Raw genomic sequence first — 24296 nt, 5'->3', positions numbered from 1 at the left:
CGTCTTGATTACGTCTTTGCAAGCGCTATTTTTGTATCAAAAGGGAGACCTGATTTCAGCACGCCATAGGCCAGTTGGAGTAATTTACGCATTGCAGCACAGACACCGACTTTTCCCCCTTTATTTCGTTTTACCCATCGTTTCCATTGAGATTTTATTATTGGGTTGTAAGTGATGGAGCTAAGGGCTGGCATATATAGCGCTTTTCTGAGTTCTGTACACCCGACTTTTGAGAGGCGGCTACGCCCTTTAAATGCACCTGATTCGCACAGTTTCGGATTAAGCCCTGCGTAGGCGACCACTTGCTTGCTGCTAGTAAATTTTGATACATCACCGACAAACGCCAATAAAGTGGCACTCAATATTTCGCCTATACCAGGAATACTCTCCAAGAGATGCTTATTCTTTTTCAGCCCGGGGGAGTTATTAATATGCTCTTTAATTTTCTGTTTTATCTCGACAATTTGTTTTTCTAATGCACAGATACTGTCTGTCAAAAAAGGCTGGACTATTTCATCTGCCCCCTCTTTTCGGTTACATTCCATCTGTTTCATTTCGACTAAATGATTAAGACGACGTATCAGTGCCATAAGCTGACGTTCATTTAACGGGGCGGGAAACCAGCGTGCTGGCGAATAAAGCGCGCAATAACGCGCAATCATCTTCGCATCCCCTTGGTCCGTTTTGTTACGACTCAGCTCACTTTGAGCAAAGGCATGAATGCGGGCGGGGGTTTCCACACTGACCTCAATCCCGTTATCCACCAAAAAAGTGGCCAGTGGCACACTGTAATGGCTGGTTGCTTCCAGGCAAATGTGGCAGTCACCGTAAGGAAGTAGCCACTTCAGCAAGTCGCTAAAACCGGATGGGGTATTGTTAAACACTTTTGTTTTATATTTTTTTCTTTCAATCCAGACAGCCACATCGAACTTTAATTTTGCTATATCAATACCGACGGGGGTTTTGTCCATCAGATACACTCCAGACATGACAGTAAAAATCAGAGAATTCGCCAAGATCATCCTTATAAATACGTGCTCGAAGCACAAGATACCGTTCGGTCTTGAAGGCGATGATGAATATGTCACCGGGGTTTTATCTGTCTTACAAGCTTTAAAGCTTAAGGCTTCATGTTGCGACGAACTCGAGTGTTCAAGGCGCCTCCCTTTTCTTTCAGCTGTTGTAACAATGTGTTAGAAATATCTCCTTTATCTGCATAAAGCTGGCCAAAAAGCCCTGTGACCAAGTCAGGAAGGGGTTTTCTATCGTCACCATTCCCACGGGTTAAACGAATACTGAGTAGTTCTCCCCGATGCTTATCGCAAACGGCAAGCGGCGTGGAATCGACAATAGAGAACCCTGAACATTCGCCCTTAACTGTGTCAAAGAAAGCATAAAGCGCCATTGCACAGCGGGTAAGGAGTTCAATACAGCGAGAATAAGAGGGAAAGGTTGGAAATTCAGCCCTGAGATGCTGACACACATGATGAAGATAGAATGATTTGAACTGGCGATAACGAATTGGATGGAACAATACCACTAGCGTCATCAGCTCTGCCAAAGAAAGAGAACTGGCACGGATACGCCGCTTGGACCCATCAGGAGCTTTGCATTGAGTAGTGGCTCAAATTTTTTGCAAAAATCATCCATTAAGCAATAAAGTTCGGTAATATCGTTCATGAGTGTCTCGCTATTTCGTGATGAATAATGTCCGCAAACATCATTATCTTGAAGTACGAGGCACTTATCTCTTCTTGAGCAAAAAATTAGAGAAAATAAACGTCAATTCCTTATCCCTGAACATCGCTAAGAGCAGAACACTTTTATCACGGCTTCCAACATCGTAATTAAGGTTGTTTCTGTGGTATTCTTAGCCAAAGTTAAGCTGTTAACAGCAACTCGTATCACATTAATATATAGAGGTACCAATATGGAACGATATCCACGCCCTAATGGTTCGATTGTCGAGCGAACCAACACAGGCATTCAGGCGTATATGGCACAGGTTTATGGCTGGATGAGCTGTGGCCTTTTATTGACTGCTTTTATCGCTTGGTACGCGGCTAATACTCCCGCTATCATGAATCTTATTTTTTCCAGCCAAATCACTTTTTTTGGACTTGTCATTGTTCAATTGGGTCTGGTTTTTGTTATTTCGGGGATGATTAATCGCCTGAGTGCAACCTTGGCAACCAGTCTGTTTATGCTCTATTCCGCCTTAACCGGCTTAACCACATCCAGTATTTTCGTTGTATATACAAGCTCATCCATTGCCAGTACTTTTGTTATTGCAGCGGGGATGTTTGGGGCTATGAGTCTCTATGGCTATACCACTAAACGCGATCTAAGTGGCCTTGGCAATATGCTGTTCATGGGACTTATCGGCATCGTCTTAGCTTCAGTGGTTAACATCTGGCTCAAAAGCAGTGCATTGATGTGGGCTGTTACCTATATCGGTGTCGTGCTATTTGTCGGTCTGACTGCCTATGATACTCAGAAACTGAAAAACATGGGCAGTCAATTAGATGCCAGTGATCAAGATGGATTCCGTAAGTACACCATAGTTGGCGCGTTGACGCTGTATCTTGATTTTATTAACCTGTTCCTGATGTTATTGCGTATTTTCGGCAACCGCCGTTGATCAGCTAAAGACACCCTAGGGTGTCTTTTTTTTTAAGGAAAGTTATTTCACTTCTACGCCTTTGGCCTGTAAATCTGCATGATAGGAAGAACGAACAAAAGGGCCACAGGCAGCATGGGTAAATCCCATCGCCAAAGCCTGTGTCTTCATTTGATTAAATTCATCAGGGCTAACATAACGCTGAACAGGCAAATGATGTCGACTCGGCTGCAAATATTGCCCTAACGTTAACATAGTGACACCATGGCGGCGTAGATCGTGCATAACCTCAACAATTTCGGCATTAGTTTCACCTAAACCAACCATCAGGCCAGATTTGGTTGGGATTTCTGGATGCCGCACGTTAAAGCTTTCTAGTAGCTTGAGCGAACCCTCATAATTTGCTCCTGGCCGCACCTGTCGATAGATCCGTGGGACGTTTTCCAGATTATGGTTAAATACATCGGGTGGAGTTAACGTCAAAATATCTAGCGCCCGATCCATGCGCCCGCGAAAATCTGGCACCAATGTTTCAATTTTAATCGCTGGGTTCCTGGCTCGAATACGGATGATACAATTAGCGAAATGTTGTGCACCACCATCACGCAAGTCATCCCGATCGACGGAAGTAATCACCACGTAACGCAGCCCCATGTCTTGAATAGTTTGTGCCAATTTTTCAGGCTCATTACTATCAGGTACCATCGGGCGACCATGAGCAACATCGCAAAATGGGCAACGACGCGTACATATCGCCCCCAAGATCATAAATGTTGCCGTTCCATGATTAAAGCATTCAGATAAGTTGGGACAGGAAGCTTCTTCACACACCGAATGCAAACCGTTTTTACGCATTGCCGCTTTGATCCCCTGAATACGACTCGAATCAGCAGGAAGCTTTATTTTCAGCCATTCGGGCTTAGGTAATGGTGCCTGATGCTCAGTCATCAAGGTTTTAACCGGGATTAACGCCGTCTTATCTAGATCACGGTATTTTACGCCAAGTTCCATAGGGATCGATTTGTTCATGGTGATATAGGTTCCAATTTTGTAAATAGACTTTTTGTCAAGTCCAAGCTTGCCGAATGACCTTTGTATAACCTAGCTGCTGGACAAATTTATCCACTAAAATCGTTTGTATTTTTTTGAAAGTCACAGCGCTGTCAGTCAACGCACTGACTTGCGTCATTTTCATGTCGGCATAACCACAGGGGTTGATACGTAGAAAAGGTTCCAGATCCATCGCGACATTAAGTGCAAGCCCATGCAATGAACATCCCTTACGGATACGTAATCCTAAAGAGCAAATTTTTTGTGGATCAGCCTTTAAAACATAGACACCCGGTGCATGAGGACATGAATGGGAAATTATTCCAAGGTCATCTAACGTTTGTATCACCGTATTTTCCATTGCTGTAACCAGCTGACGCACGCCGATTTTTAATCGTTTTAGATCTATCATCACATACATCACTTGCTGACCAGGGCCATGATAGGTGACTTGCCCACCACGATCGCTCTGGATCACAGGGATCTCTTTAGGTGCCAACAAATGTTCGGCTTTACCCGCCTTACCCTGAGTAAAAACAGGGTGATGTTGAACCAACCAAATCTCATCCAGGGTGTTTTCCGTACGATACTCAGTAAAATCATGCATCGCCTGGCATACTAGCGTGTAAGGCTTTAGTGCCAGCTGACGTAAAATAATCTGCTGGGATTGTAAAGAAGCCATCGATCACAACACCATGCGCACTAATGGCAGCTTACCCAATTCATGATACAGCGTTTCTATTTGCTCAGTACAAGTCGCAGTAATAGTGATAGAAACCGAGTGATAACTGCCTTTACTGCTAGATTTCACTTCTGGCATATAATCCCCCGGAACATGACGCTGTACTACGGCAAGCGCTTGATCAACTAACTGAGGATCGGCAAAACCCATAACTTTGTAAGTAAAAGAACAAGGAAATTCAAGTAGCTTGTCCAGTTTAGTTTTCATCTCTACTCCTATTGTCGTCTTTTAACCGAACCAGTGATGGAATGCCAATTTGATATAATCGACGAAACGGCTAAAGATGCCACCTTGTTTCACTTCTTTCATAACGACTAATGGACGCTGATCGATAGTCTTGCCATCGAGCTGAAAGTTAATAGTACCCACCACTTGATTTGTTGCCAATGGTGCGTGTAGCTCTGGTATGTTAAGGACATAACTGGCCTTTAGATCCGCCACTCTACCACGAGGGATAGTAAGGTAAACATCTTTCGCCACGCTTAATTGAACCCTATCACTATCGCCAAACCAGGCAGGTTCGGAAACAAATTCTTTACCGACTTTCAACGGTGCGACGGTTTCAAAAAAACGAAAGCCCCAGGTTAACAGCTTTTTACTTTCGATCTCACGTCCTTTAAGCGATTTACTGCCCAGAACTACCGAGATTAAGCGCATTTGCCCTTCCGTCGCAGAGGCCACCAGATTATAGCCCGCAGCTAAAGTATGACCGGTTTTAATACCATCAACCTTCAGGTCTTTATCCCAGAGTAAACCGTTACGATTTAACTGCCGAATATTATTAAAGGTAAATTCTTTCTCTTTATAAACGGCATATTCGTCGGGCACATCGTGGATTAATGCTTGACCAATCAATGCCATATCTCGTGCTGAGCTGTACTGTCCTTCGGCATCTAGCCCATGAACTGTTTTAAAATGTGTATTTTGCAATCCGAGGGTAGTCACGTAGTTATTCATCAAATTAACGAAAAAATCTTGACTACCAGCAATATAATCAGCCATGGCAACACAGGCATCATTACCCGACTGTAGATTAATACCACGGATTAATTTAGAAACTAGCACGCTATCGCCAGGTTTGAGGAACATCAACGAGGAACCTCTGAAAACGGGATTACCCGTCGCCCACGCGTCGTTGCCAATGATCACTTTGTCATCGGCGCTGATTTTCCCTGATTTAACAGCTTGACCAATAACATAGCTGGTCATCATTTTTGTCAGGCTAGCGGGATCACGTCGTACATCAGCATTATTTTCGGCTAATACTTTGCCAGAGTTGTAATCCATCAATACGTAGGCTTCTGCATTTATTTTCGGTTCGCCAGGGATCATGGTTCTCAAATTAGCATCGTCGGCATTAGCGAAGGAAGCAGCACCGATGTTAATAACGCCGATTAACGCTATGCTGTTAATTAAACCAGAAGTAGTGATATATTTCATAAGCAAGGCATATCATCCGTGGGGGCAAGTTAACGATGCTGCCTACTATATAACGAACTATAAATTTTTAGATAACATTTTTCTATGCGTATGTATCGACATCACGATGCCAAAACCTGCCATCAGGACGATTAACGCCGAGCCACCGTAGCTGATTAAAGGTAAAGGGACGCCAACAACAGGCAAAATCCCACTTACCATACCAATGTTGACAAATACATACACAAACAGAATTAGCATCAAAGCGCCGATCATCACACGACCAAAGGTGGTCTGTGCATGAGCTGCCATCACTAGCCCACGCATGATGATAGAGAGATAGAGTGTCAGTAAAATTAACACACCCACCAGCCCTAACTCTTCTGCCAGTACCGCAAAGATAAAATCAGTATGGCGTTCGGGTAAGAACTCCAACTGCGATTGAGTGCCATGTAGCCAGCCTTTACCGAACAAGCCACCAGAGCCAATGGCAATTTTTGACTGGATAATATGATAACCAGCACCCAAAGGATCTTTTTCTGGATCAAGTAGCATCATCACCCGATCGTGCTGATAACCATGCATAAGAAAAAACCAGAGAATGGGAATAAACCCCGCCAGAAGCAAAGCAGCGATACCAATTAAACGCCAGCTCATTCCGGCCAAAAACAAGACAAATAATCCAGAAGAAGCAATCAGAATCGAGGTACCCAAATCAGGTTGCGCCGCTACCAATAAGGTCGGCATAAAAATAAGGATCAGCGCAATAGTGGTATTTTTCAACGAGGGCGGACAGATATCACGGTTCATAAAGCGTGCTACCATCAAAGGAACCGCAATTTTGGCGATCTCTGACGGTTGAAAACGGATCACACCGAGATCAAGCCAACGCCGCGCTCCTTTACTAATTTGTCCAAAGGTATCGACCAGCACCAATAAAACAATACAGGCAAAGTAAAGATAGGGTGCCCAATTTTCATATACCCGTGGTGGGACTTGTGCCATCAGCAACATCACAAATAAACCTACGACAATCTGAGTAAGCTTGCGCTCCATCATCCCCACATCTTGCCCACTGGCACTCCACATAATAAAAGCACTATAAGCCAGGAGCGCAACAATACAGATCAACAACGGCATGTCGATGTGTATTTTTGACGATAGTGATCCTTTTTGTTGGTTTTCAGTCATCATCAAACCCCTCGACATTAAGGCGACCCTGTTCTGCTGGCGGTAATTGAGTATTATTGTCACCGAGTAAAATATGATCGAGGATCTGGCGAGTAATCGTACCCACAGCAGCACCCACACCACCATTTTCCAGCACAATGGCCACTGCCACTGTCGGATTTGCAAAGGGTGCAAAGGCCGTCATTAGTTTATGATCGCGCAAGTGTGCAGCAACTTTACTGGCATTGTAAGTTTCATAACTGTAAACTTGTGCCGTACCCGATTTAGCCGCCGCTTTATAGGGCGTACCTTCGAAGCTCTTGCGACCCGTACCGTTAGCACGGTTGGCAACACCATACATGCCCTCTTTTACTGTCTCCCAATAGCCAGAATGAATATCACCAATCTGTAACTGCTCCTTCTGTCGATAAGGTACCAAGACACCATCAATCCTGGTACTTAATAACAAATGAGGATTTTTGACTACACCATCATTGATCAGTGTCATTAGCACCTTTGCCATCTGGATAGGTGTTGCACTCCAATAACCTTGACCGATGCCAACAGGGATAGTATCACCCTGATACCAGGGTTTTTTATAACGTTTTTGTTTCCATTCACGTGTTGGCATAATACCGGTACGTTCTTCGGATAAATCGATACCGGTATACTCACCATAGCCAAATTTTGTCATCCACTCCGATAACCGATTGATTCCCATATCGTAAGCAACCTGGTAAAAAAAAGTATCCGCCGATTCCTCTATCGCTTTAACGACATTTAAACGACCGTGTCCCCACTTTTTCCAATCACGGAAACGCTTTTCTGAGCCAGGTAGCTGCCACCAACCAGGATCAAACAAGCTGGTATTTTTATTAATCACACCGGCACTCAGCGCAGACACCGCGATATAGGGTTTCACTGTTGATGCGGGTGGGTAAATACCCTGTGTCGCACGATTGATGAGCGGACGATCAGGATCTTTTAATAATCCCTGATAATCTTTACTGGAGATACCATCAACAAATAGATTGGCATCATAACTAGGGTTAGAAACCAAAGCCAATACCCCTCCATCTCGTGGATCAGTCACTACCACAGCAGCCCGGCTACCGCTAATTAACTGTTCAATATAGATCTGCAGTTTTAAATCCAGTGTCAGATAAATATCTTTTCCAGCCTGTGGTGGTTGCTCCTGGAGCTGCCTTATCACACGCCCTCGGTTATTAACTTCAACTTCTTCATAGCCTGTTTTACCATGAAGTATCGATTCGTAATAACGTTCTATCCCTAATTTTCCTATATCGTGAGTCGCAGCATAGTTCGCCAAAATCCCCTCTTTATTCAGGCGTTCGACATCTTTGTCGTTAATTTTAGAAACATAGCCGATCACATGGGTAAGCGCAGAGCCATAAGGGTAATAACGTCGTTGATAACCATTGACTTCTATGCCTGGAAAATGGAACTGGTTAACGGCAAAACGCGCAACCTGCACCTCTGTGAGCGGAGTTTTAAGCACAATGGAAGTGAAACGACGTGAACGCTTACGTTCTTTTTCAAAGTTAGCGATATCCTCATCCGTCAGGTCGACAATCGAACGTAACGCTTGCAGGGTTGTTGGCAAATCTGCTACTTTTTCCGGCATTACCTCTAACTGGTAAATGACACGATTCAACGCTAAAGGGATACCATTACGATCATAGATAATACCGCGACTCGGTGCTATCGGTACGAGTTTGATACGGTTCTCATTAGAACGTGTACGATAATCTTCAAAACGTGTGATTTGCAAATGATAGAGATTCGCCACCAGCATGCCACTTAACAACAAGATGCCACAAAACGCAATCAAGGCACGGCTCACGAAAAGAGCGGACTCAGCCGAATAATCGCGAAAAGGATTAAGTTTTTTTTTCATCCGACGACTATTATTTCACTTTACTCAAATTCATCACCCGATTATTCCCTATGATAAGGATGATTAACGTTAATACTCCTCGCGCGATAAAGGCTCTCTACAACCAAAATACGCACCAAAGGATGAGGCAGCGTGAGCGGAGAAAGCGACCAGCTTCGTTCTGCTACTGCTTTACAAACCGGAGCCAATCCCTCCGGGCCACCAATAAGAAAACTCAGATTGCGACCATCTTGCTGCCAATTTGCCAATTGCTTTGCCAACTGAGAGGTTCCCCAAGGTGTGCCAGGGATATCCAGGGCAATAATTCGGTGATTTTTGCCCGCGGCGGCCAGCATCAATTCCCCTTCTTTTTCCAGAATACCGCTAATATCTGCATTTTTGCCTCGTTTTCCCGCGGGTATTTCTATCAGTTCACAAGGCATATCTTTAGGAAAGCGGCACAAGTAATCAGCGACACCCGTTTGCACCCAAGCGGGCATTTTAGTCCCAACGGCGATCACTTGCAGTTTCACTATTCACTCCAAAGGCACCCAAACATAAAATAATCTACTAAAAAAACAGATAAATTATTTTTTGATTAAATTAAAGGCAACAAAACACAACTTTTCAGTCATTATTCACCAATAATCGACTCTTTATTTTGATCTATTATTCGTACCAGTATACGTCAATATTGCCGTCATTTTCCTAATAAAATGCTTTTTTTTAGCAACAAGTTTATTCTCTAAAAACCAGCCATACCACACCTACCAATGCCTACAGGCCCACCATCGGCCCGCAAGCGACGGCTACAACGCGCCTCAGCCTACGCAGAGTGAGCCAGGAATATTAACAGACGGAAAGAGAACAGTTCTCATCGCAGATCATCCGCGTGGTCAAGATACACACTCGCCGACCATGCGGGCGCAAAAATAAAAGCATATATCGTTCAGTTCTAGCCAAAATGGTTCTGATTTTCACAGCAAACCGGGACGCTGTCCAACCTTCAAATGTTGCCTTTGAAGGGGCCAGGTCTCACTTCAGCTTCGTTCCCTAATGAGTAAATTGAAATTCTCTCTTAGGGTCTAAAAAGATTTTACCGATGGAGTGTATTCCTAAATTATTGATACGACTCATAGGCACTAATTGAGCTGTATCTGTCTCTTGGTGAATGGCATAACAGAATAAATATTTTTCATACTCGGGTTCTTCAAACGTTATCGGTTGATTCATGCCCACTAACTTTGTTCGCTGTGGCTTACTTAGCATTTGCATAAAAGGATCTATAATGCAATTCTCTGCATCTTGATCTTTTGGATCACAGTAGATACGTAAAAAAGCATGATCTAAGGTGAAACCTTCTACCTTACCTTCAATTGTGCACAGTTCGATGGGATGTGGGTACCCACTTTCTACTATTTCTCGTGCGGCAATCATGCAAAGATCCGCACAATTTCCGATTGAACAACGTTCAGCTGCACGGGTTAGATTTTTAAAATCTTGCGGAGTAAATTGGTCAACAGGTTTACCGTAAGTGCCGGCTTGTCTATGCATATCTCTTTGCCGTTTTCCTAACTCTTTACAATATAATCCTTTGGTTAGCCTTTCGATATTCACACTGTCTCGTATATGCGATGTAACGTAATTCACGGCATAGTGCCCTACTTCTGAGGGTATCGCATATAAGAAATTTCCGCTTGCTTCTTGGGATCGCGTAGTCTGAAAAGAGCCACAGGGTGAAATGTCCATGGTATCTCCTTTTATTGACGTTGTGGAAAAAACACGCATCCATCGCTGATGGACGTCGTTTTGCTGTTACACAATCAACTTCTATCGAAACAATGTGTGCGTAATGCCTGATTAATCTGTGCGAGGTTTATCGCCGAGCCTAATGCCTCCTGGCTGTCAATCATGAGCGCCAGGCCCCAGCGTAGCCGGACCTCTGCCGTTGTTCTGGCTGTGCCGGGCGCAGGGGAAGGCAGCTTTTTCAATTTTAAGGTGACCTTGGGCTGACCTTGGGTGTGTAGAAAAAGCGTCGTCTGGTGATGTAAACCCCGGATTTTTGTCCCTACCGGCGCAAATACTTTGATCGGTATCGCAGGCAATGCGGATAAATCGATACCGCTTATCTCAGGGGGTAGTGAGAGTGTTAACGATGAGATAGGAAAACCGATATCACTCTGAGTTAACGTCAACCATTCCTGGCGCTGTCCTGTCGATGGCGGCAAGACAGTCATCGCCAGACGAGGAGGACTGCTTGCATCTGTGGCGAAGGTGGTAAATTGATAACCGTCTTTTTGCCAGGTCGCTTTGCGGAAAAAACGTTTTCCTTCTGTATCCCAGGCCAGCTCTATATCCATAGGCATCTCAGATGCTTTGTCAGATTCTTTGATAGGTATCATCTGTTGATTTGACTGAGTATGAAGTGTATCCAGTAGCACCATCAAGGGCGCTTGCCCCATATCATTTTCTTCATCGACGTAGACGGCTTTGAGCTGCTGATAGCGCGTATTTTGCGGCAAATCATGAAAATAGCGGTAGTCAACACGACTTTTTCTATTATTAAAGGGGTGGGCGACACCAACAACAGCGAGCTGTTGTTGCGTGGTATCGTACTCGATATGGGCAACACTGGGGGTATATGTAGCGGCGATAATCCAGGGAAAGATAGAGCTGAAAGGTTTGATTCCAAAAGTAAAAACTTTTGGTGTAGTTTCTATGAAACTGCTCCTGTTTATCCTGTAATCAAAATCAAATAGTTCTGCTATATCCCCCTGACTGTTATAAAAATGGGGATGGGTAACGCTATCCCTCTCTATATTACTGATCGCCTGCCAACGCTGGGTGGTTAAATCTAATAATCCTTTTGCCATCTCATTTTCCCCGATCCGGATAGCGATAGGCACTCGTCCATCAATAATAAACCGCGGATCATTAGCGAATTTGCTCTGGATAAACGCCACGGCTTGGGTGAGATTGTTACCCAATAACGCCTCCCTATTTGCCGCTTCCAGTCCGACAGAAAATTTAGGCGTTTCCTCTCCTGGGCGAGCTGACGCTGTTAACGTAAACATCAGCCCCGGTAGCTCGACAATACGCATCTGTAACGCAATATGGCCCGGCAGATCGCCGTCAATCTGTACCCTTTTATTATGCGCTAACTGTAGATCCCATCCGCCGCGCCTCTTTTCTAACCCTAGTTGCGCGATGTTGCTCTGTTGTGACGCCATACTGCTAGCCTGATCTTGCTCATTTAACTTTCGCACAAAAGGCTCGGCGGCTTCCATCAACGTTCGCAGATCCACTTTAGTATGCAAGTCACTCAAGGGATCAGACATTGACTGGATAACGTTATAGGCACTCCAAACAAATCCTCCTAATCCTCCTAACAAAACTCTCCCTGGGATTTCTGCTTCTCGAATATGCACTACCAACAGATCGTGTACCTTTGACACATCGGCCGGATCAATCCCCATATTCAATAATGCCAAGACAGCTTCACCGTATGCCATAGTCGAGCGTTGTTGCCATTCCGACCGAGTTTTTTTTCTGTTTGCTATCGCGTCGAGTGTATCCGGGGTGATATCGAATACCCAACGTTCGTTTTTCCGTTGTACCGGGTCCTGATGGGGTTGAATGATGATCTGCCGTCTATCATCAAATAAATCAATCCGGGTGGTGCCCCCTCCCCCTTTGAATCGATAGGTTAAAAAATGGGCATGCCCTGCATCTGTCATCGGGGTGGGTAATCTCCCAGAATGAAGCCCCTCATGATCATCACCCTTAATAGAAGCCAACTTCTGGGGAGATTGAAAACCAATACTACGCTCACCCGCATCCAGTTCTATCGTGTATTCTGTTGCGCGAGGGGTGAAGACCGCATGGTTTGGTGCATGATCACCACCAAGGTGAAAAACATTGGCACCCGATGAGTTGTAATACGCGCTGAATCTATTGAAGATTTCTTTTCCGTCTAAGCGCCCGTAAGCACCGACATCATGCATAAAATTGTAATGCCCATCCAACGCCGCCGGCAACAGCAAGTACTGGGTCGATTTCAGCGCCGTATTTTGTTGTATCACCTGGGAAAGATCAAAACCGAGTGCCTGATAGGCGCTAAGCGAGTTCCCGTATGTTGTCGAATGCTCGCGATTAGCAGGATTAAACCGGGGAATGCCGATATCCGCTACCTGTACTGACAGGATCTCCCCGTTTATCCGGATCTTTCTCAGCGGGACGTAAGGTTCAAGAGAGACTATTTTCCCATCGTCACTTACTTGCGCAATCCCCGTAGGCGTGATGACGGTTTTGTTTTTTGAATGGCGAAAAGGCGCAATGACTTCATCCAATTCAATTTGGTAATGAGTATTATTAAAAGCGATAGCCTCCAGTAACGCATTGGTTCCAATCATCAGACCGGCGAAAACCACACTCAAGGGACCCGCGATCCCCATGAAACTGGCAATAGCAGGTGCAGTGGCAGGGGCAATACTGGCAACCACAGGCAATATTGCCAGCCCGGTATCTACCGCCAATTGTGTGCCGGCTAATGCCACGCGCGCGATAGCAAAATCTTTTTGCGGCCCTGGCGGCATGGCGTTGAGATCCTGAACAGCATCAATGAAATTGATGATATCCACCGCGACATTGACCACACTACCGGAGTGCGTGTAAGCCGTCCCCCCTAACAGTTTGCCTAACAGGCCTTCAGCCTGGGCACCTGCACCGCGTAATAGCTTGACCGTTCTGACCAGAGTGCCGATATCTTGCCCGATCCCATGCAGTATCTGCCCCAAATTGGCCATGCCGACAAATTTTTTCCACGGTGAAAGGTCATCATCATGAGGCTGTGATAAAAGATGCAGCGCGAGGAAGGCCAAATTCATCGTCGAAATACCTTCTGCCTGCGCTATCTCTGGCTCCAGCAAAAGCATTTTATCGCGTATTTGCGTAAACACAGCATTTTCACGCGATACACCAGCTTGTCCTGATAGCCCTTCTACTACAGAAAACCTAAAGACATCACCGTCTTTCCCGTATTGTAAAGCGATGCGTCTTCCTGGCAGTGCACCTTGTTGTGCTGACGGTTTTTCCTCTAAAAAGAGTACCGCGTTATTGCTATCATGTTTTACCATGACACGCTTATCTTGCTGATCGGCTGTTGTTTTAAAAATACATTCAACCTGATCCCCCACGTTCTCGAAGCCAAAAAAGCGATATTCTTTTTTATAGTATTGGGTTAACGCCTGCTCATAATGCTTAATGAGCCTGTTTGCCATGCGCTCTAGTTGTTGTAACTCGACGCGCGTCTGTTCTTTTACTGATGTTTTAATTGCAATCTCATCTGCTGGAGTGATCGCCAGAGGTCGAGCATTCGGATGCCAGCCCTCTGTCACGATCGGTTGCTTTGATGCGATCTCTCCTTCCTCTTGCTGTATAGAAAATACGAATGCAGGGAAATATCTCTGTCGTTGGCTGTCGAATGCCAAACTCATCCGCGCCTGGCGAGCAGGCTCGCCAATCCTCCCCTCAACGAACTGATGGCGATGCCCGACCTTGCGCTCATGTACTACAGCAGCAGTTATCGATAGCTCGCTGGCATAGGCGACTAACTGAGCCGGTTTTTGGCCCGTTTGTTGCGCCAGTGCGGCAGCGGCATCAAACAGAAATCCGCTTTTTTTATCGTCATGATTAACCAACGCACAACCCATCAGCACTAGCTTATTGATCTGAGAATGTAGGGCTAATTTTTGAGATATTTGCCGAGGCAGAGCAGCGAGCTCGTGCGCCGTGTAACCCGCCAGGCTGGTATTATTCTGCACATCCCCAACGCCCCCTCGGCCATGACCGACCAATAACAATTCCACCTCACCGCTACCACCCAGCACCGTCGGGTCGCCATACACCGGACGCATCTGGCCTTGCACATCCAGCTGATATACCGCTGCCTCACCCGGGTGTTTATCTGCCAGCGCTATCGCCGAACGTAAGCTCTCTGCGTCATCTTCCAACTGGACGATAATACGACGCTTACGCGGCGTCTCGCCACCAACAACAGCCCGTTCCCCAGCGACCTCCGGCATCGCCCAGTTAGCAATATTATCCCGCTGCGCCACGCCTAAACCGCTTAACGATCCAGAAAATGGTATTTCGTCGGTTGAACTCGATCTTCCGGCAGGTAACGCGCTATTGCGGATACGTATCGACTGATCCTGGTTAAGATCCGGATAATTGAAAATGCTCTTGAAGTCATTGCCTAAACTGACTGAGTCATAATCTACAAAACCTGCCAGGTTACCTTTGTGGAGATCCCGAATAGTTTCACCTGCTGTTAAATCAACCTCCTGTTTTAATATTACGTATAGGTGATCCCCCACTTTCTGAGTAGCGGTAACTCGAAAGTATTGGCCTGGGTTTAACAGGATTTCTGCGGTATTTCTATCCGTGATACCGGCAGTATTATAGCCTACAGTGATCCCTTCCAGCACATAGATGACTCTACCTTCGTTGGGAGTTCTTAGCGCCTTGATCGTTTCAACACTGGCATCCGTGGTCAATAAACCTCGATAACTCATCACCTGACCCGGTTTTAGCCGACCAAATAACAGGGTGACTTCCCTGGTGTTTAAAGGCATAGGCGAATAGTAAACCGTACCTTGATAGCCAGGTAGCTTCCTCAACCCCTCTGCCGCACGCTGCATCTCAGGCTGTAGCGCCTCTAGTGACAGTATCTTACGTTCAAATACCCCCCGATTTTTAATGGCCTGCTTTTCTTCAGGCGTCAGTAGACTGCTCGTGTGCTCGCCTTTTGCTTTGGTGGCGTCCACCTCCCGTGCTCTTTTATCATCATTGGCAGGCTGTTGTATTTCCTGCAATCCAGATTTTATCTTATTGACGGTGCCTTGTTCTTTAGCGACATGTGACTCGATCAGAAGCCCATCAGGCAATTCTGCAAATTCCGGCAGGCTGTCTTGTGCCTGATCCAGTTTATAATAGAGTTCGGCCGCGAGTGTCGGCTGCTGCTCTGCTATCTGCACCAGATTCGCGCGATCAGCTGCCGTTATCCTGGTTGTAGAAAACAGCCGTTGTTCAATCTGCTGATCTAATTCCTTAAACGCGGGGTTACTACCGGAGTCCGGATACCACATCTGATGATTACGCAGCTGATTTTGCAGAATAAAGGCCATTTCAATGCCTTCTCTACCAGAAGTTACACGCAATCGATCCAGCGCCTGTAGAATATCATTGCAATCAGGCTCTTTCTGCCGTGAAAATACCCAGACCCGCCGGTGTAACTGCCCAATAGACATCAGATCACGAAACCGATTTGATTCTGTTGCCAACAGGTGGTGTTGACGCCCATATTCTGGCGGTAGATAACGTGCCGCCACGCTGTTATCCAGTTTGGGTAAAATCAAAGCCAGCGTCTGCTCGTATAGCTGACCATTAAGTATCTCTCCCCGCTTAGCACGCTGACGTAATGCATCAAATGTATCCCGTAGCTGTTTACCAATACACTGTTGCTGATCAACAAAACGGTCCTCTAAAAATGCGGCAACATAAAGCGCTTCAAAAAATGAATGATAGCCATTGTTAATCATCTGAGCCGCATTGAAGAGTTGCAGCGTCCAGTATTCGCGGACATTCAAGGGGCCAAATAAATTAGTAAGTTGTAGGGTCACATCGCGAGTGGTACCCGATATGCCTCCGCTGAAAGGCGTATCCAAATCCGCCATGAAGGCGCTCATCTCACTCTGATCAGGACGATACCAGTTACGGCTTTTGAGTTTGTCATCCGTAATTTTCATACCATCAATGTCATCACTGTTAAGAATAAACCAGGGCGCCTGGCGTTCTTCACGGGTGTTAACTTTCAGACCTTCAGGAGACTTGACCGGCCTCTTACTCTGATAATACTGGGCTGCTGGACGCAGGGCATGGAAAAAAATCTGCTGACGTAAGGACCGTAGCTCTGCCCAGGTGCCGTTTATATGTAATTCATTACGTAGTAACTTCTGCAGCAGTTCGCTATCGGTAACATTATTCCAGACTTGGAGCAATTTTTGACGTAGACGCGCCAAATCACTACGGACGTAGTGAGCCTGTCCTGAAAATTGTGTAATTGCCTATATTTAAACAATTTGTGAATAGGATATAGACAATGGTAAGAAAGAATAAATTACCGGATACCCCGCAACAATCTCAGCTACGTCAGGTAGCTCAGGCGCTGGTAAAAGACATTAAAACTGAATCTGATCTAAACAAGATACTCAATGAATTCGTTAAGATGACAGTAGAAGCGACATTAGGTGCTGAAATGGAACATCACCTAGGTTATGCCAAAAATGCGGCTGAAGGACGTGGCAGCGGTAATAGTCGTAATGGCTATTCTGCAAAAAATATTACCTCTCAGTACGGTGAATTAGCGATAGAAACGCCCCGTGACCGTAACGGCGAGTTTTCCCCGATAATGGTTGAAAAAGGGCAAACTCGGCTGACCCATTTTGACGATCACATTTTAGCGTTTTACGCTCAAGGCATGACCACACGGGAAATTACCGAAACCTTTAAAAAAATCTATGATGCTGAGGTATCGCCAACCTTGATATCTAAAGTCACTGATGCGGTAATTGACCGAGTAACCACCTGGCGTAGTCGCCCACTGGACAATCTGTATCCGATTGTTTATCTGGATTGTATTGTCGTTAAAGTTCACCAGGATAAGCGGGTTATCAATAAATCTGTCTATATCGCGCTAGGCATCAATATGGAAGGACATAAGGAATGCCTTGGCTTGTGGATAGCGGAGACGGAAGGAGCAAAGACCTGGTTATCGATTCTGACCGAGTTAAAGAATCGGGGCTTAAATGATATATTAATTGCTTGTATGGATGGTTTAACCGGGTTTCCTGAGGCTGTCAACACGGTCTATCCTGAGACAAAAATCCAGCTTTGCATTGTCCATTTAGTCCGTAATTCGGTCAAATACGTCAGTTGGAAAGATCGACAAGCACTCTGTGCCGACCTAAAACTCATTTACCGTTCCGCTACAGAAGAAAATGCTTTGCAAGAGCTTGATAGTTTTGAAGGACGCTGGGGTGAAAAATACCCAACACTGGTACAAATTTGGCGCAGAAATTGGGATAACCTATCCACATTTTTTACTTATCCCGACGAAATTCGCAAGGTGATTTATACAACAAATGCGATAGAATCACTCAATAGTGTGATACGTAAAGCCATAAAAAAACGCAAAATATTTGCACATGATGGGTCTGCATTAAAAGTGATTTATCTGGCAATAGAATCTGCATCAGAAAAGTGGACAATGCCGATACCAAACTGGCGTCAGGCTCTCAATCACTTTATGATCGAATACCCTGAACGGTTATCAGTGTATTTATGAGGAATCGGCAGTTACACAGAATCTTGTACAGGCTCGACGTAGTCGACTTGTAGTATCTTGGTAAGCAGGGATTTCCTTATTGCCTCTTCAGTACGTTTTTTATCCGCCGCACGAAACCTCTTCATTTTTATGTTAGCTCTCGCTTCTGCTTCTGCTTCTGTTTTACTTTTTTGCATTTCACTGTTTTTTATGCTCTCTTTTTGCTCTTGCCACATCTCTTCCGTTTTGGGTGTCCCCCGCACTGCCCATTCGTCTTGAGCCAACTGGTCGGCAAATTTTTCCATCAGCTGATCGACAGCCTGTTGTGCGGCTTCATCGGTCAGATAGCTTTGAGCAAAGTCACCTTCCCACTGTGCTTTCAACCAGGGATTACCATTGACATCACGCTGGGATCCCCATAGCGGAACCTGACTGTTTTCCAGTAACCGCGCCGGGGTGAGGTAGTTTATTTCTAGTAGATGCGTTAGCTGGTCTCTGAACGCCTGATTTTGTATCGGATCCAGATACCAGGCTGCCAGGCTTGCCGAGCCATTTCTGACCTGTTCTAGCTTATTGAAGAATGCGCTGTTCTGCTCATACAGGAGAACCAATTCACGCTGACTGAGGTGCCCGACCTCTATTTTATTACCTCTTGTCATAATGCGGTTAAAAGCGGTGGCCATATCCAGTTCTGATTTATTTTGCCACGAAAATGGCAAGAGGTACTGCTCGTCACCCAGGCCAATGGCGTGCTGTATCTCACGAATATCATAAAATTCACCGTCGCGATCAGCATGGTAAAAGCTTTGCTGGTAACTTCTCGAGGCAATGGTGGTAAACGAAGACACATCAGCATGTTGATTTAACAGTTCCTGAAAATTACTTTTTAAATCAACAGTTAGCCCTGCCTGGTTGGGATGTCTTTGATCGACACTGACCAATTTTACGGTTTCACTTTCCTTGACGAACTGGATTTGCATCGCATGACGTTCTGAATGTTCGGATTCCATAAAAGTACCGAAAAAGTCACGGATAAAATCTGTTTTGACCAGTACGGAACGGATCGGCGCATGGACTGGGCCATGTTTGATATTCGGGCTGAGGCGATACTGCTGATGCCAGGCCAGACTACGATAGGTTGTGCCAAACGAAAAATTAATGTCCCCACCTGCCTTTCGTGGTTGCACAATAATTTTATTATTTCTCAGGTAAAGTTCCTTCTGGCTACTATCATAATTGGCATCGACCAGACTGATATACATACTGATCCAACCTGGTTTTTCCTCCATTTGCAGTAATGAAATATTTGTTCTCGTTAGCTTGCCATCAGATGGCAAGTGCAGTGTTGCACCGTTAATGTCACTGTCAATGTCACCCGATTTTGTCATTTCATCCTGGTACTTTTCCTTAATGTCCTTATAAGCGGCCAGTTGAGGAGATAACTGCTGGTACCGTAACAATTTTGCTGTAAGGATCGACGGTTGTCCTTGCGTAAATAATCGCCGTAGTAAAAAATCTGCGGGTATTATTAAATTCACTTCCTTGCCCGAGGGGACAGAATGTTGTCTTTGCAAAACGGATACCTGGCGTGATGCGCCGAAACTCCAAGGTGTTGATCCTTGTCTTACCAGCGGTGGATGTGGCATGCGGACATTTTGCTGGGGTGGCTCAACCGACGTCTGTCTTTTATAAAATACCTGCAAGATATTAAGATCAGCTATCTGTCCTTCCAGGGTAGCTATCTTCCTATTAAGCTCAGTCAGCTTGCCAGTATTATTTGTCTTGATACCACCGACCAGCAAATCGTTCCGACTGGTTTCCCAGTGATCCTCATAATCCGTTTCTCTTTTCTTATGTTGTTGATACATAGTGCGCATATCTTGCAACGTCGACAGATAGTCTTTATCTTTTTGGCTACCGCCATCCTGGATAATATTGTTTTCCGTGCCCTTTATAGCGTTGGATAACGCAGTGATACGCTGATCTAAAGAATGTGGATTATCACTCATCTGTAGATACTCTGCCGTCAACACACTAAAAGTTTCTTGCTGTAGTGCATCCAGATGCCGCAGTACGGCCATTTTATAGGCTATATTCTCTTTTGACGCCATGGCATACCACTGGCTCCAGTGGTTGTGGCTGGTTTGTTGTTTCTGTTCAATGATGCTATCTAGCAGGGTAAATAGGGGGCGATTAGCATCCTCATCCGCGATCACCTGGAGCTGGTTAGCATTGAACGCCAGCGCCGGCAGTCCAAGACGCTGAGCGAGCCCTGGGATAAAACGGTCAATGCCCTGTTGAGATGTCAAGTACCTGCTGTCATGGATCACTACAAATTTTTCACCCTCTGGCAATGCTTTCAGGATATCCACCACCCTGCTATTCGCTGCTACCGCCTGCCAAATGTGTCCATTTTCCGTCTCTGGCCTAACCATATTGTTGTCACCCAGGGCCAGTATCTTCATGCCCTTGGCGCGGGCTATTTCAAACAACAGGATCAACGATTTCTTTTTGATACCATTTGTTGTTATGTCAACCGATTTGCCTGCTAATATGGCTTTTAATTCACCAGACATAGGGGCAGTACTACCTAGATATTCATCAATTAACGGTTGATACCGATCATGGCGTAAATACCCCAAACCGAGGGTGGTGATGCCCCGTTGCTTTAAGCTATCTATCTGCGCTATGACAACACGCTGGCCAGTGATAGTGTCCCCCTCTTCTCCCATCAACAGTCCTGGGCGATCTTGCAAAAGCAAAGCCAGCTGTTCAGAGAATGCCAGATTGCGTAGCCCCTGATTGAGAGCAGCAGTTCCTTGCTTGGAATATTGTCTATCCCAGGTATCAAAATCCATATTACGGCTGTGATAATACATGCGTGTAGCCTGGGCTAAACGTGTATCCTGTAGCCGATGCAGATATTCCCTATCTGCAAACTGATTTAGCATCAATTGGTCAAAGGGCGCGTCTGAATAATGGGCATTCAATCTCTCAGCGATTTCTTTCAGGTAGGTAAAAACCATAGCCGCCGGCGCATCACCGGTAGCCAAATCACTAAGATCCTGGTAACTGTAACCCAGAGACAGCACTTTTGTTTTTTGATCGAGCTCTGCCCGCATCATCACATTCGAAGCCTGTGCTTGTAATAGTGCTGCTTGCACCTGAGCAAAACTCTCACCCAACGGAATACGAAAGGTCACCTCGAACGGCATAGGCGTTGCCTCGATGGTAGAACCTATCAACGGCTTTAAATAGGGGTCCTCATTGATCCAAAAACACAAAAAGTCGGTTAAACCAGGATGATAACCCTGTGCTTCATTAAAGGCGGTTTTATATAGCTGAGCGGCGAGAGAGGGCCGTTGCCTGGCGATATCGATAATATACGCCTTGCCAGGTAACGGCTGACTGAATAGCATGTGATTAATTTGCTGATTTAACTCCGTTAAAACCTGAGAATACAAGGGATAAGGAATTTGATTTGGGTCTTGCAATAACCGTCGTATCTCTTCTTGCAATCTAAAGGCGATTTCAACCTGTTTCACACCTGTTGTGCGATGTAATTGATCCTGCATAGGCTGCAATCGAATTAACCTGGTCAGTACCGGGATATCCTTAAGCCGCAGCGATAATTGATCATGAGTGAAAACAGGGCGATGATCGATTCTTTGTCTCACCTGAGAGTGACGTTTCACTTCTTTGCTATAAGGATCAAACTCCTCAAAAAACCACTCAGCATCGGTGAAATCCATAAACAGACCACTACGCTGACGGGCAAATTCTTCCATACCCTGCTTGACGGCTATCGATCCGTTCCTCGCATCCAGTGCTATATCCCGATCCATATTAACCTGGCGACGATAATTGTCATTGATATGCTGACAAACCGCTTTAAGCATATTACTGCCCGCGGGCGCTACCATCCCGGCATTCGATACAGTGCCATTGTTCTTCGCCACCCGTAGGCCATTATGATTGATAGACAGTTGACCTAACGGCTGGAAAAAATCATTAAGCGACCTGGTCGTTTTGCTCATCTTGACAGGATTGATGGCAGCACGCAGTTGCTCTACCCACACCTTATGTTCTGGACTGCGGGCAGAAAAATCCCTGGCATAATCATGCTCTCCAGTTTTCACTGTTCTCTGGTGGTGGGGAAATTTTCCTGTTTTTGTTAAGTATTCAGTCACCAGCTGCGCCTTAACAAGATTGATATCAGCTATGTTTGCTAAATTCGGATCAGGCAGAAGCGGTTTCAGTGCTGGCAATAAATCAGCATCGAGATAAACGCCGCCCTGCTGGCTAAGGATGTTCAGCCGGGCGATATTGAAGGCCGCAGTTAAGTCCTGCCCCAAAGCGAGTTCCCGATAATAATATTTTCTCTCGATGAAGCTGTCTGTTGGGCTATAAATATCCTCCAGCCGGTAATCTGAAGCGGCATCCTTTTGTTGCGCTATAAATCTCGTATAAGCATCCTGCTTTTCTGTTTTAATACGCGCTAGATCCTCTGCTGAACCATCCAGATGGCGAACCATAAACTCAATCGCTGCCTGGTCAAAGGTTTTATCTTCCCTCTCCATCGTTTGCGATATTGCCTGATGTGCCTGATTTTTGAGTTCAGTGACACGCTGAAGGTAAGCCTCTTCGCCGACTATCAGCTCCCGTGCGACGAAACTTTTTATCTGCTTATCCAATTCATGGGCTAACAATGCCGTTGAGTCATACCAGATTTTTATCTCATAATCCGGATTGATTTTTTGCCAAACAGTAATGTAATCCTGTTGTATTGCTTCCAGTTTTCCTAACCAAATAAAATGTAGAAATTTTCTTACATCGGTCTGTTGTAAGCTCACTGCTCTTTGAGGATATTCTCCCCCTCGCAGACCCGCCCTGCTTTTTATTTCTATGGAAGCATAAATTGCATTGTCATCAAAGAGTTCAGAACGTAACTGTTGTGGATTGATGCTAGTGGCAGGGAAATAATCTATTGCAATGTTTTTATCTCTACTCCAATCGGCTAAACCTGTTTTTATCTCCTCTCCCGTAAAACGGGTTTGATCACCGCCTGGCGCGCCATCACTCAGCGCGTGCGGCAAATCACCGATGACTTGCCAATGATCGTTTGCGTGTCGAATCAGCACGATCCGCTTTGTAGGATCATCTTGTTGCCATGTTTGCGCTCTCTCCTGATGGGACAGGCCGTTAATATCAGGAGGGATTAACGCGGCGGTTTGACTGTCCATGACGACAATATTGATTCGGTTTCTTCTAAAATCATCCGCTACTTCTGTAAAACTGACGTTGTTGTCAAACTCTTCCCCTTGTTGCTCTGCCCTTTGCCTAAACTTTTCTACGCAGACGGTGACTTTTTCTGGATCAGGCGCAAAATCTGGATAGACTTTTGTGGTGTAACCTGCTTCCTGCGCTTCTTTTAATTCTGTTAAGGTGACTTTTCCTCCCCCTAACGCATAGAACACGCCTCGACGATCTTGTAGTATATTCACCATGTAGGAGTGGCCATTTTCATCCAGTACCTTCCATGTTTTACCCGGATCAGGGATCAAAACGGTTTCTTGCTCATTCGTTGCCAATGGCATTTCTTCGGCTTCTTCAGAGACAATGCCTAAGATAGCAATTCCTTTTGCTTTAGCAAGACGATAGACCGTACCAATACCTTCCTCCGTGGCACCGGCAACAACCAGGATATTTGCCCGGCCGTAATCACGGATTGTGTCATCCAAAATACTTTCTAATTTTTCTTCTAGCTGGGCGGGATTTTCGTAGCCTAGACCAGAAAATCCGCTGAATACCAAAATATATTTATCCCCAGCCATACTCGATAATTTATTTTCTATTTCGGTATAATTCATCATTTTATCCCTGATAAGATAAATGGGAATAACTTTAATGGATGAATTAAAAAAACATAGAGGAGTTAATAAGATATCATCTTATTAAATAAAAAATAATATAGAACTTTGGCGTACGACAATGGCCTTTTCTTTACATTCCC

Annotated in this window: 13 protein-coding genes and 1 pseudogene; 2 read left to right on the top strand and 12 right to left on the bottom strand. The window is 45.3% G+C overall.

All coding sequences use genetic code 11. The annotated features are described in order from the left end of the window. Positions 1–8: 8 nt before the first annotated feature. Both AAHH42_RS07690 and AAHH42_RS07685 read right to left on the bottom strand, forming a co-directional pair. Positions 9–1016, bottom strand: a complete 1008-nt coding sequence (locus AAHH42_RS07690) for an IS110 family transposase (protein ID WP_083429630.1) — start codon at positions 1014–1016, stop codon at positions 9–11. Between the two features lie 107 nt (positions 1017–1123). After that, positions 1124–1680: pseudogene (locus AAHH42_RS07685) on the bottom strand (transposase); the annotation flags it as partial. A 250-nt stretch (positions 1681–1930) separates the two neighbouring features. On the opposite strand from AAHH42_RS07685, the gene AAHH42_RS07680 reads away from it, so the two are divergent. Then, the gene (locus tag AAHH42_RS07680) at positions 1931–2641 is read left to right on the top strand and encodes a Bax inhibitor-1/YccA family protein (protein WP_072550652.1); all 711 of its coding nucleotides are present in this window, start codon (positions 1931–1933) and stop codon (positions 2639–2641) included. 42 nt (positions 2642–2683) lie between these two features. On the opposite strand, the gene lipA is transcribed toward AAHH42_RS07680, so the two are convergent. The 9 genes from lipA to AAHH42_RS07635 all read right to left on the bottom strand — a co-directional run bounded on the left by lipA (position 2684) and on the right by AAHH42_RS07635 (position 16958). Beyond that, a complete protein-coding gene (gene lipA, locus AAHH42_RS07675) occupies positions 2684–3649 on the bottom strand; it encodes a lipoyl synthase (protein ID WP_072550653.1) in 966 nt (321 codons plus the stop codon). Between the two features lie 37 nt (positions 3650–3686). After that, on the bottom strand, positions 3687–4352 hold the full coding sequence (lipB, locus tag AAHH42_RS07670; protein ID WP_342220833.1) for a lipoyl(octanoyl) transferase LipB: 666 nt from the start codon (positions 4350–4352) through the stop codon (positions 3687–3689). A 3-nt stretch (positions 4353–4355) separates the two neighbouring features. Next, positions 4356–4619 (bottom strand): DUF493 family protein YbeD, encoded by a 264-nt coding sequence (gene ybeD / locus AAHH42_RS07665; protein WP_072550655.1) that lies wholly within the window; start codon positions 4617–4619, stop codon positions 4356–4358. Between the two features lie 21 nt (positions 4620–4640). Beyond that, a complete protein-coding gene (dacA, locus tag AAHH42_RS07660) occupies positions 4641–5852 on the bottom strand; it encodes a D-alanyl-D-alanine carboxypeptidase DacA (RefSeq protein ID WP_072550656.1) in 1212 nt (403 codons plus the stop codon). A gap of 57 nt (positions 5853–5909) precedes the next feature. Beyond that, positions 5910–7022, bottom strand: a complete 1113-nt coding sequence (gene mrdB / locus AAHH42_RS07655) for a peptidoglycan glycosyltransferase MrdB (protein WP_072550657.1) — start codon at positions 7020–7022, stop codon at positions 5910–5912. Next, on the bottom strand, positions 7015–8919 hold the full coding sequence (gene mrdA / locus AAHH42_RS07650) for a peptidoglycan DD-transpeptidase MrdA (protein ID WP_072550658.1): 1905 nt from the start codon (positions 8917–8919) through the stop codon (positions 7015–7017). The genes mrdB and mrdA overlap by 8 nt, the downstream gene beginning before the upstream one ends. 41 nt (positions 8920–8960) lie before the next feature. Next, the gene (gene rlmH, locus AAHH42_RS07645; protein WP_342220832.1) at positions 8961–9431 is read right to left on the bottom strand and encodes a 23S rRNA (pseudouridine(1915)-N(3))-methyltransferase RlmH; all 471 of its coding nucleotides are present in this window, start codon (positions 9429–9431) and stop codon (positions 8961–8963) included. 520 nt (positions 9432–9951) lie between these two features. Then, positions 9952–10515 carry a hypothetical protein gene (locus AAHH42_RS07640; RefSeq protein WP_342220831.1) on the bottom strand — a complete coding sequence of 188 codons (564 nt, stop codon included), beginning with the start codon at positions 10513–10515 and terminating at the stop codon, positions 9952–9954. Between the two features lie 206 nt (positions 10516–10721). After that, on the bottom strand, positions 10722–16958 hold the full coding sequence (locus AAHH42_RS07635) for a C80 family cysteine peptidase (protein WP_342220830.1): 6237 nt from the start codon (positions 16956–16958) through the stop codon (positions 10722–10724). A gap of 101 nt (positions 16959–17059) precedes the next feature. Between AAHH42_RS07635 and AAHH42_RS07630 the strand changes: the two genes are divergently transcribed. Next, positions 17060–18304 carry an IS256 family transposase gene (locus tag AAHH42_RS07630; protein ID WP_342220829.1) on the top strand — a complete coding sequence of 415 codons (1245 nt, stop codon included), beginning with the start codon at positions 17060–17062 and terminating at the stop codon, positions 18302–18304. A gap of 11 nt (positions 18305–18315) precedes the next feature. Here the strand turns inward: AAHH42_RS07630 and AAHH42_RS07625 are convergent, their stop codons facing one another. Next, positions 18316–24156, bottom strand: coding sequence for a TcdA/TcdB catalytic glycosyltransferase domain-containing protein (locus tag AAHH42_RS07625; RefSeq protein ID WP_342220828.1), 5841 nt, complete (start codon positions 24154–24156; stop codon positions 18316–18318). Between the last annotated feature and the right edge of the window lie 140 nt (positions 24157–24296).

The organism is Candidatus Fukatsuia endosymbiont of Tuberolachnus salignus (assembly GCF_964030845.1).
Lineage (GTDB): Bacteria > Pseudomonadota > Gammaproteobacteria > Enterobacterales > Enterobacteriaceae > Fukatsuia > Fukatsuia symbiotica.
This window is presented reverse-complemented; position numbering and strand designations above follow the sequence as displayed.

Excerpts from the sequence above, each read along its gene's own strand:
- AAHH42_RS07680 (WP_072550652.1), top strand. The coding sequence starts at position 1,931 with ATGGAACGATATCCACGCCCTAATGGTTCGATTGTCGAGCGAACCAAC.
- lipA (WP_072550653.1), bottom strand. The coding sequence starts at position 3,649 with ATGAACAAATCGATCCCTATGGAACTTGGCGTAAAATACCGTGATCTA.
- lipB (WP_342220833.1), bottom strand. The coding sequence starts at position 4,352 with ATGGCTTCTTTACAATCCCAGCAGATTATTTTACGTCAGCTGGCACTA.
- ybeD (WP_072550655.1), bottom strand. The coding sequence starts at position 4,619 with ATGAAAACTAAACTGGACAAGCTACTTGAATTTCCTTGTTCTTTTACT.
- dacA (WP_072550656.1), bottom strand. The coding sequence starts at position 5,852 with ATGAAATATATCACTACTTCTGGTTTAATTAACAGCATAGCGTTAATC.
- mrdB (WP_072550657.1), bottom strand. The coding sequence starts at position 7,022 with ATGACTGAAAACCAACAAAAAGGATCACTATCGTCAAAAATACACATC.
- mrdA (WP_072550658.1), bottom strand. The coding sequence starts at position 8,919 with ATGAAAAAAAAACTTAATCCTTTTCGCGATTATTCGGCTGAGTCCGCT.
- AAHH42_RS07630 (WP_342220829.1), top strand. The coding sequence starts at position 17,060 with ATGGTAAGAAAGAATAAATTACCGGATACCCCGCAACAATCTCAGCTA.
- AAHH42_RS07625 (WP_342220828.1), bottom strand. The coding sequence starts at position 24,156 with ATGATGAATTATACCGAAATAGAAAATAAATTATCGAGTATGGCTGGG.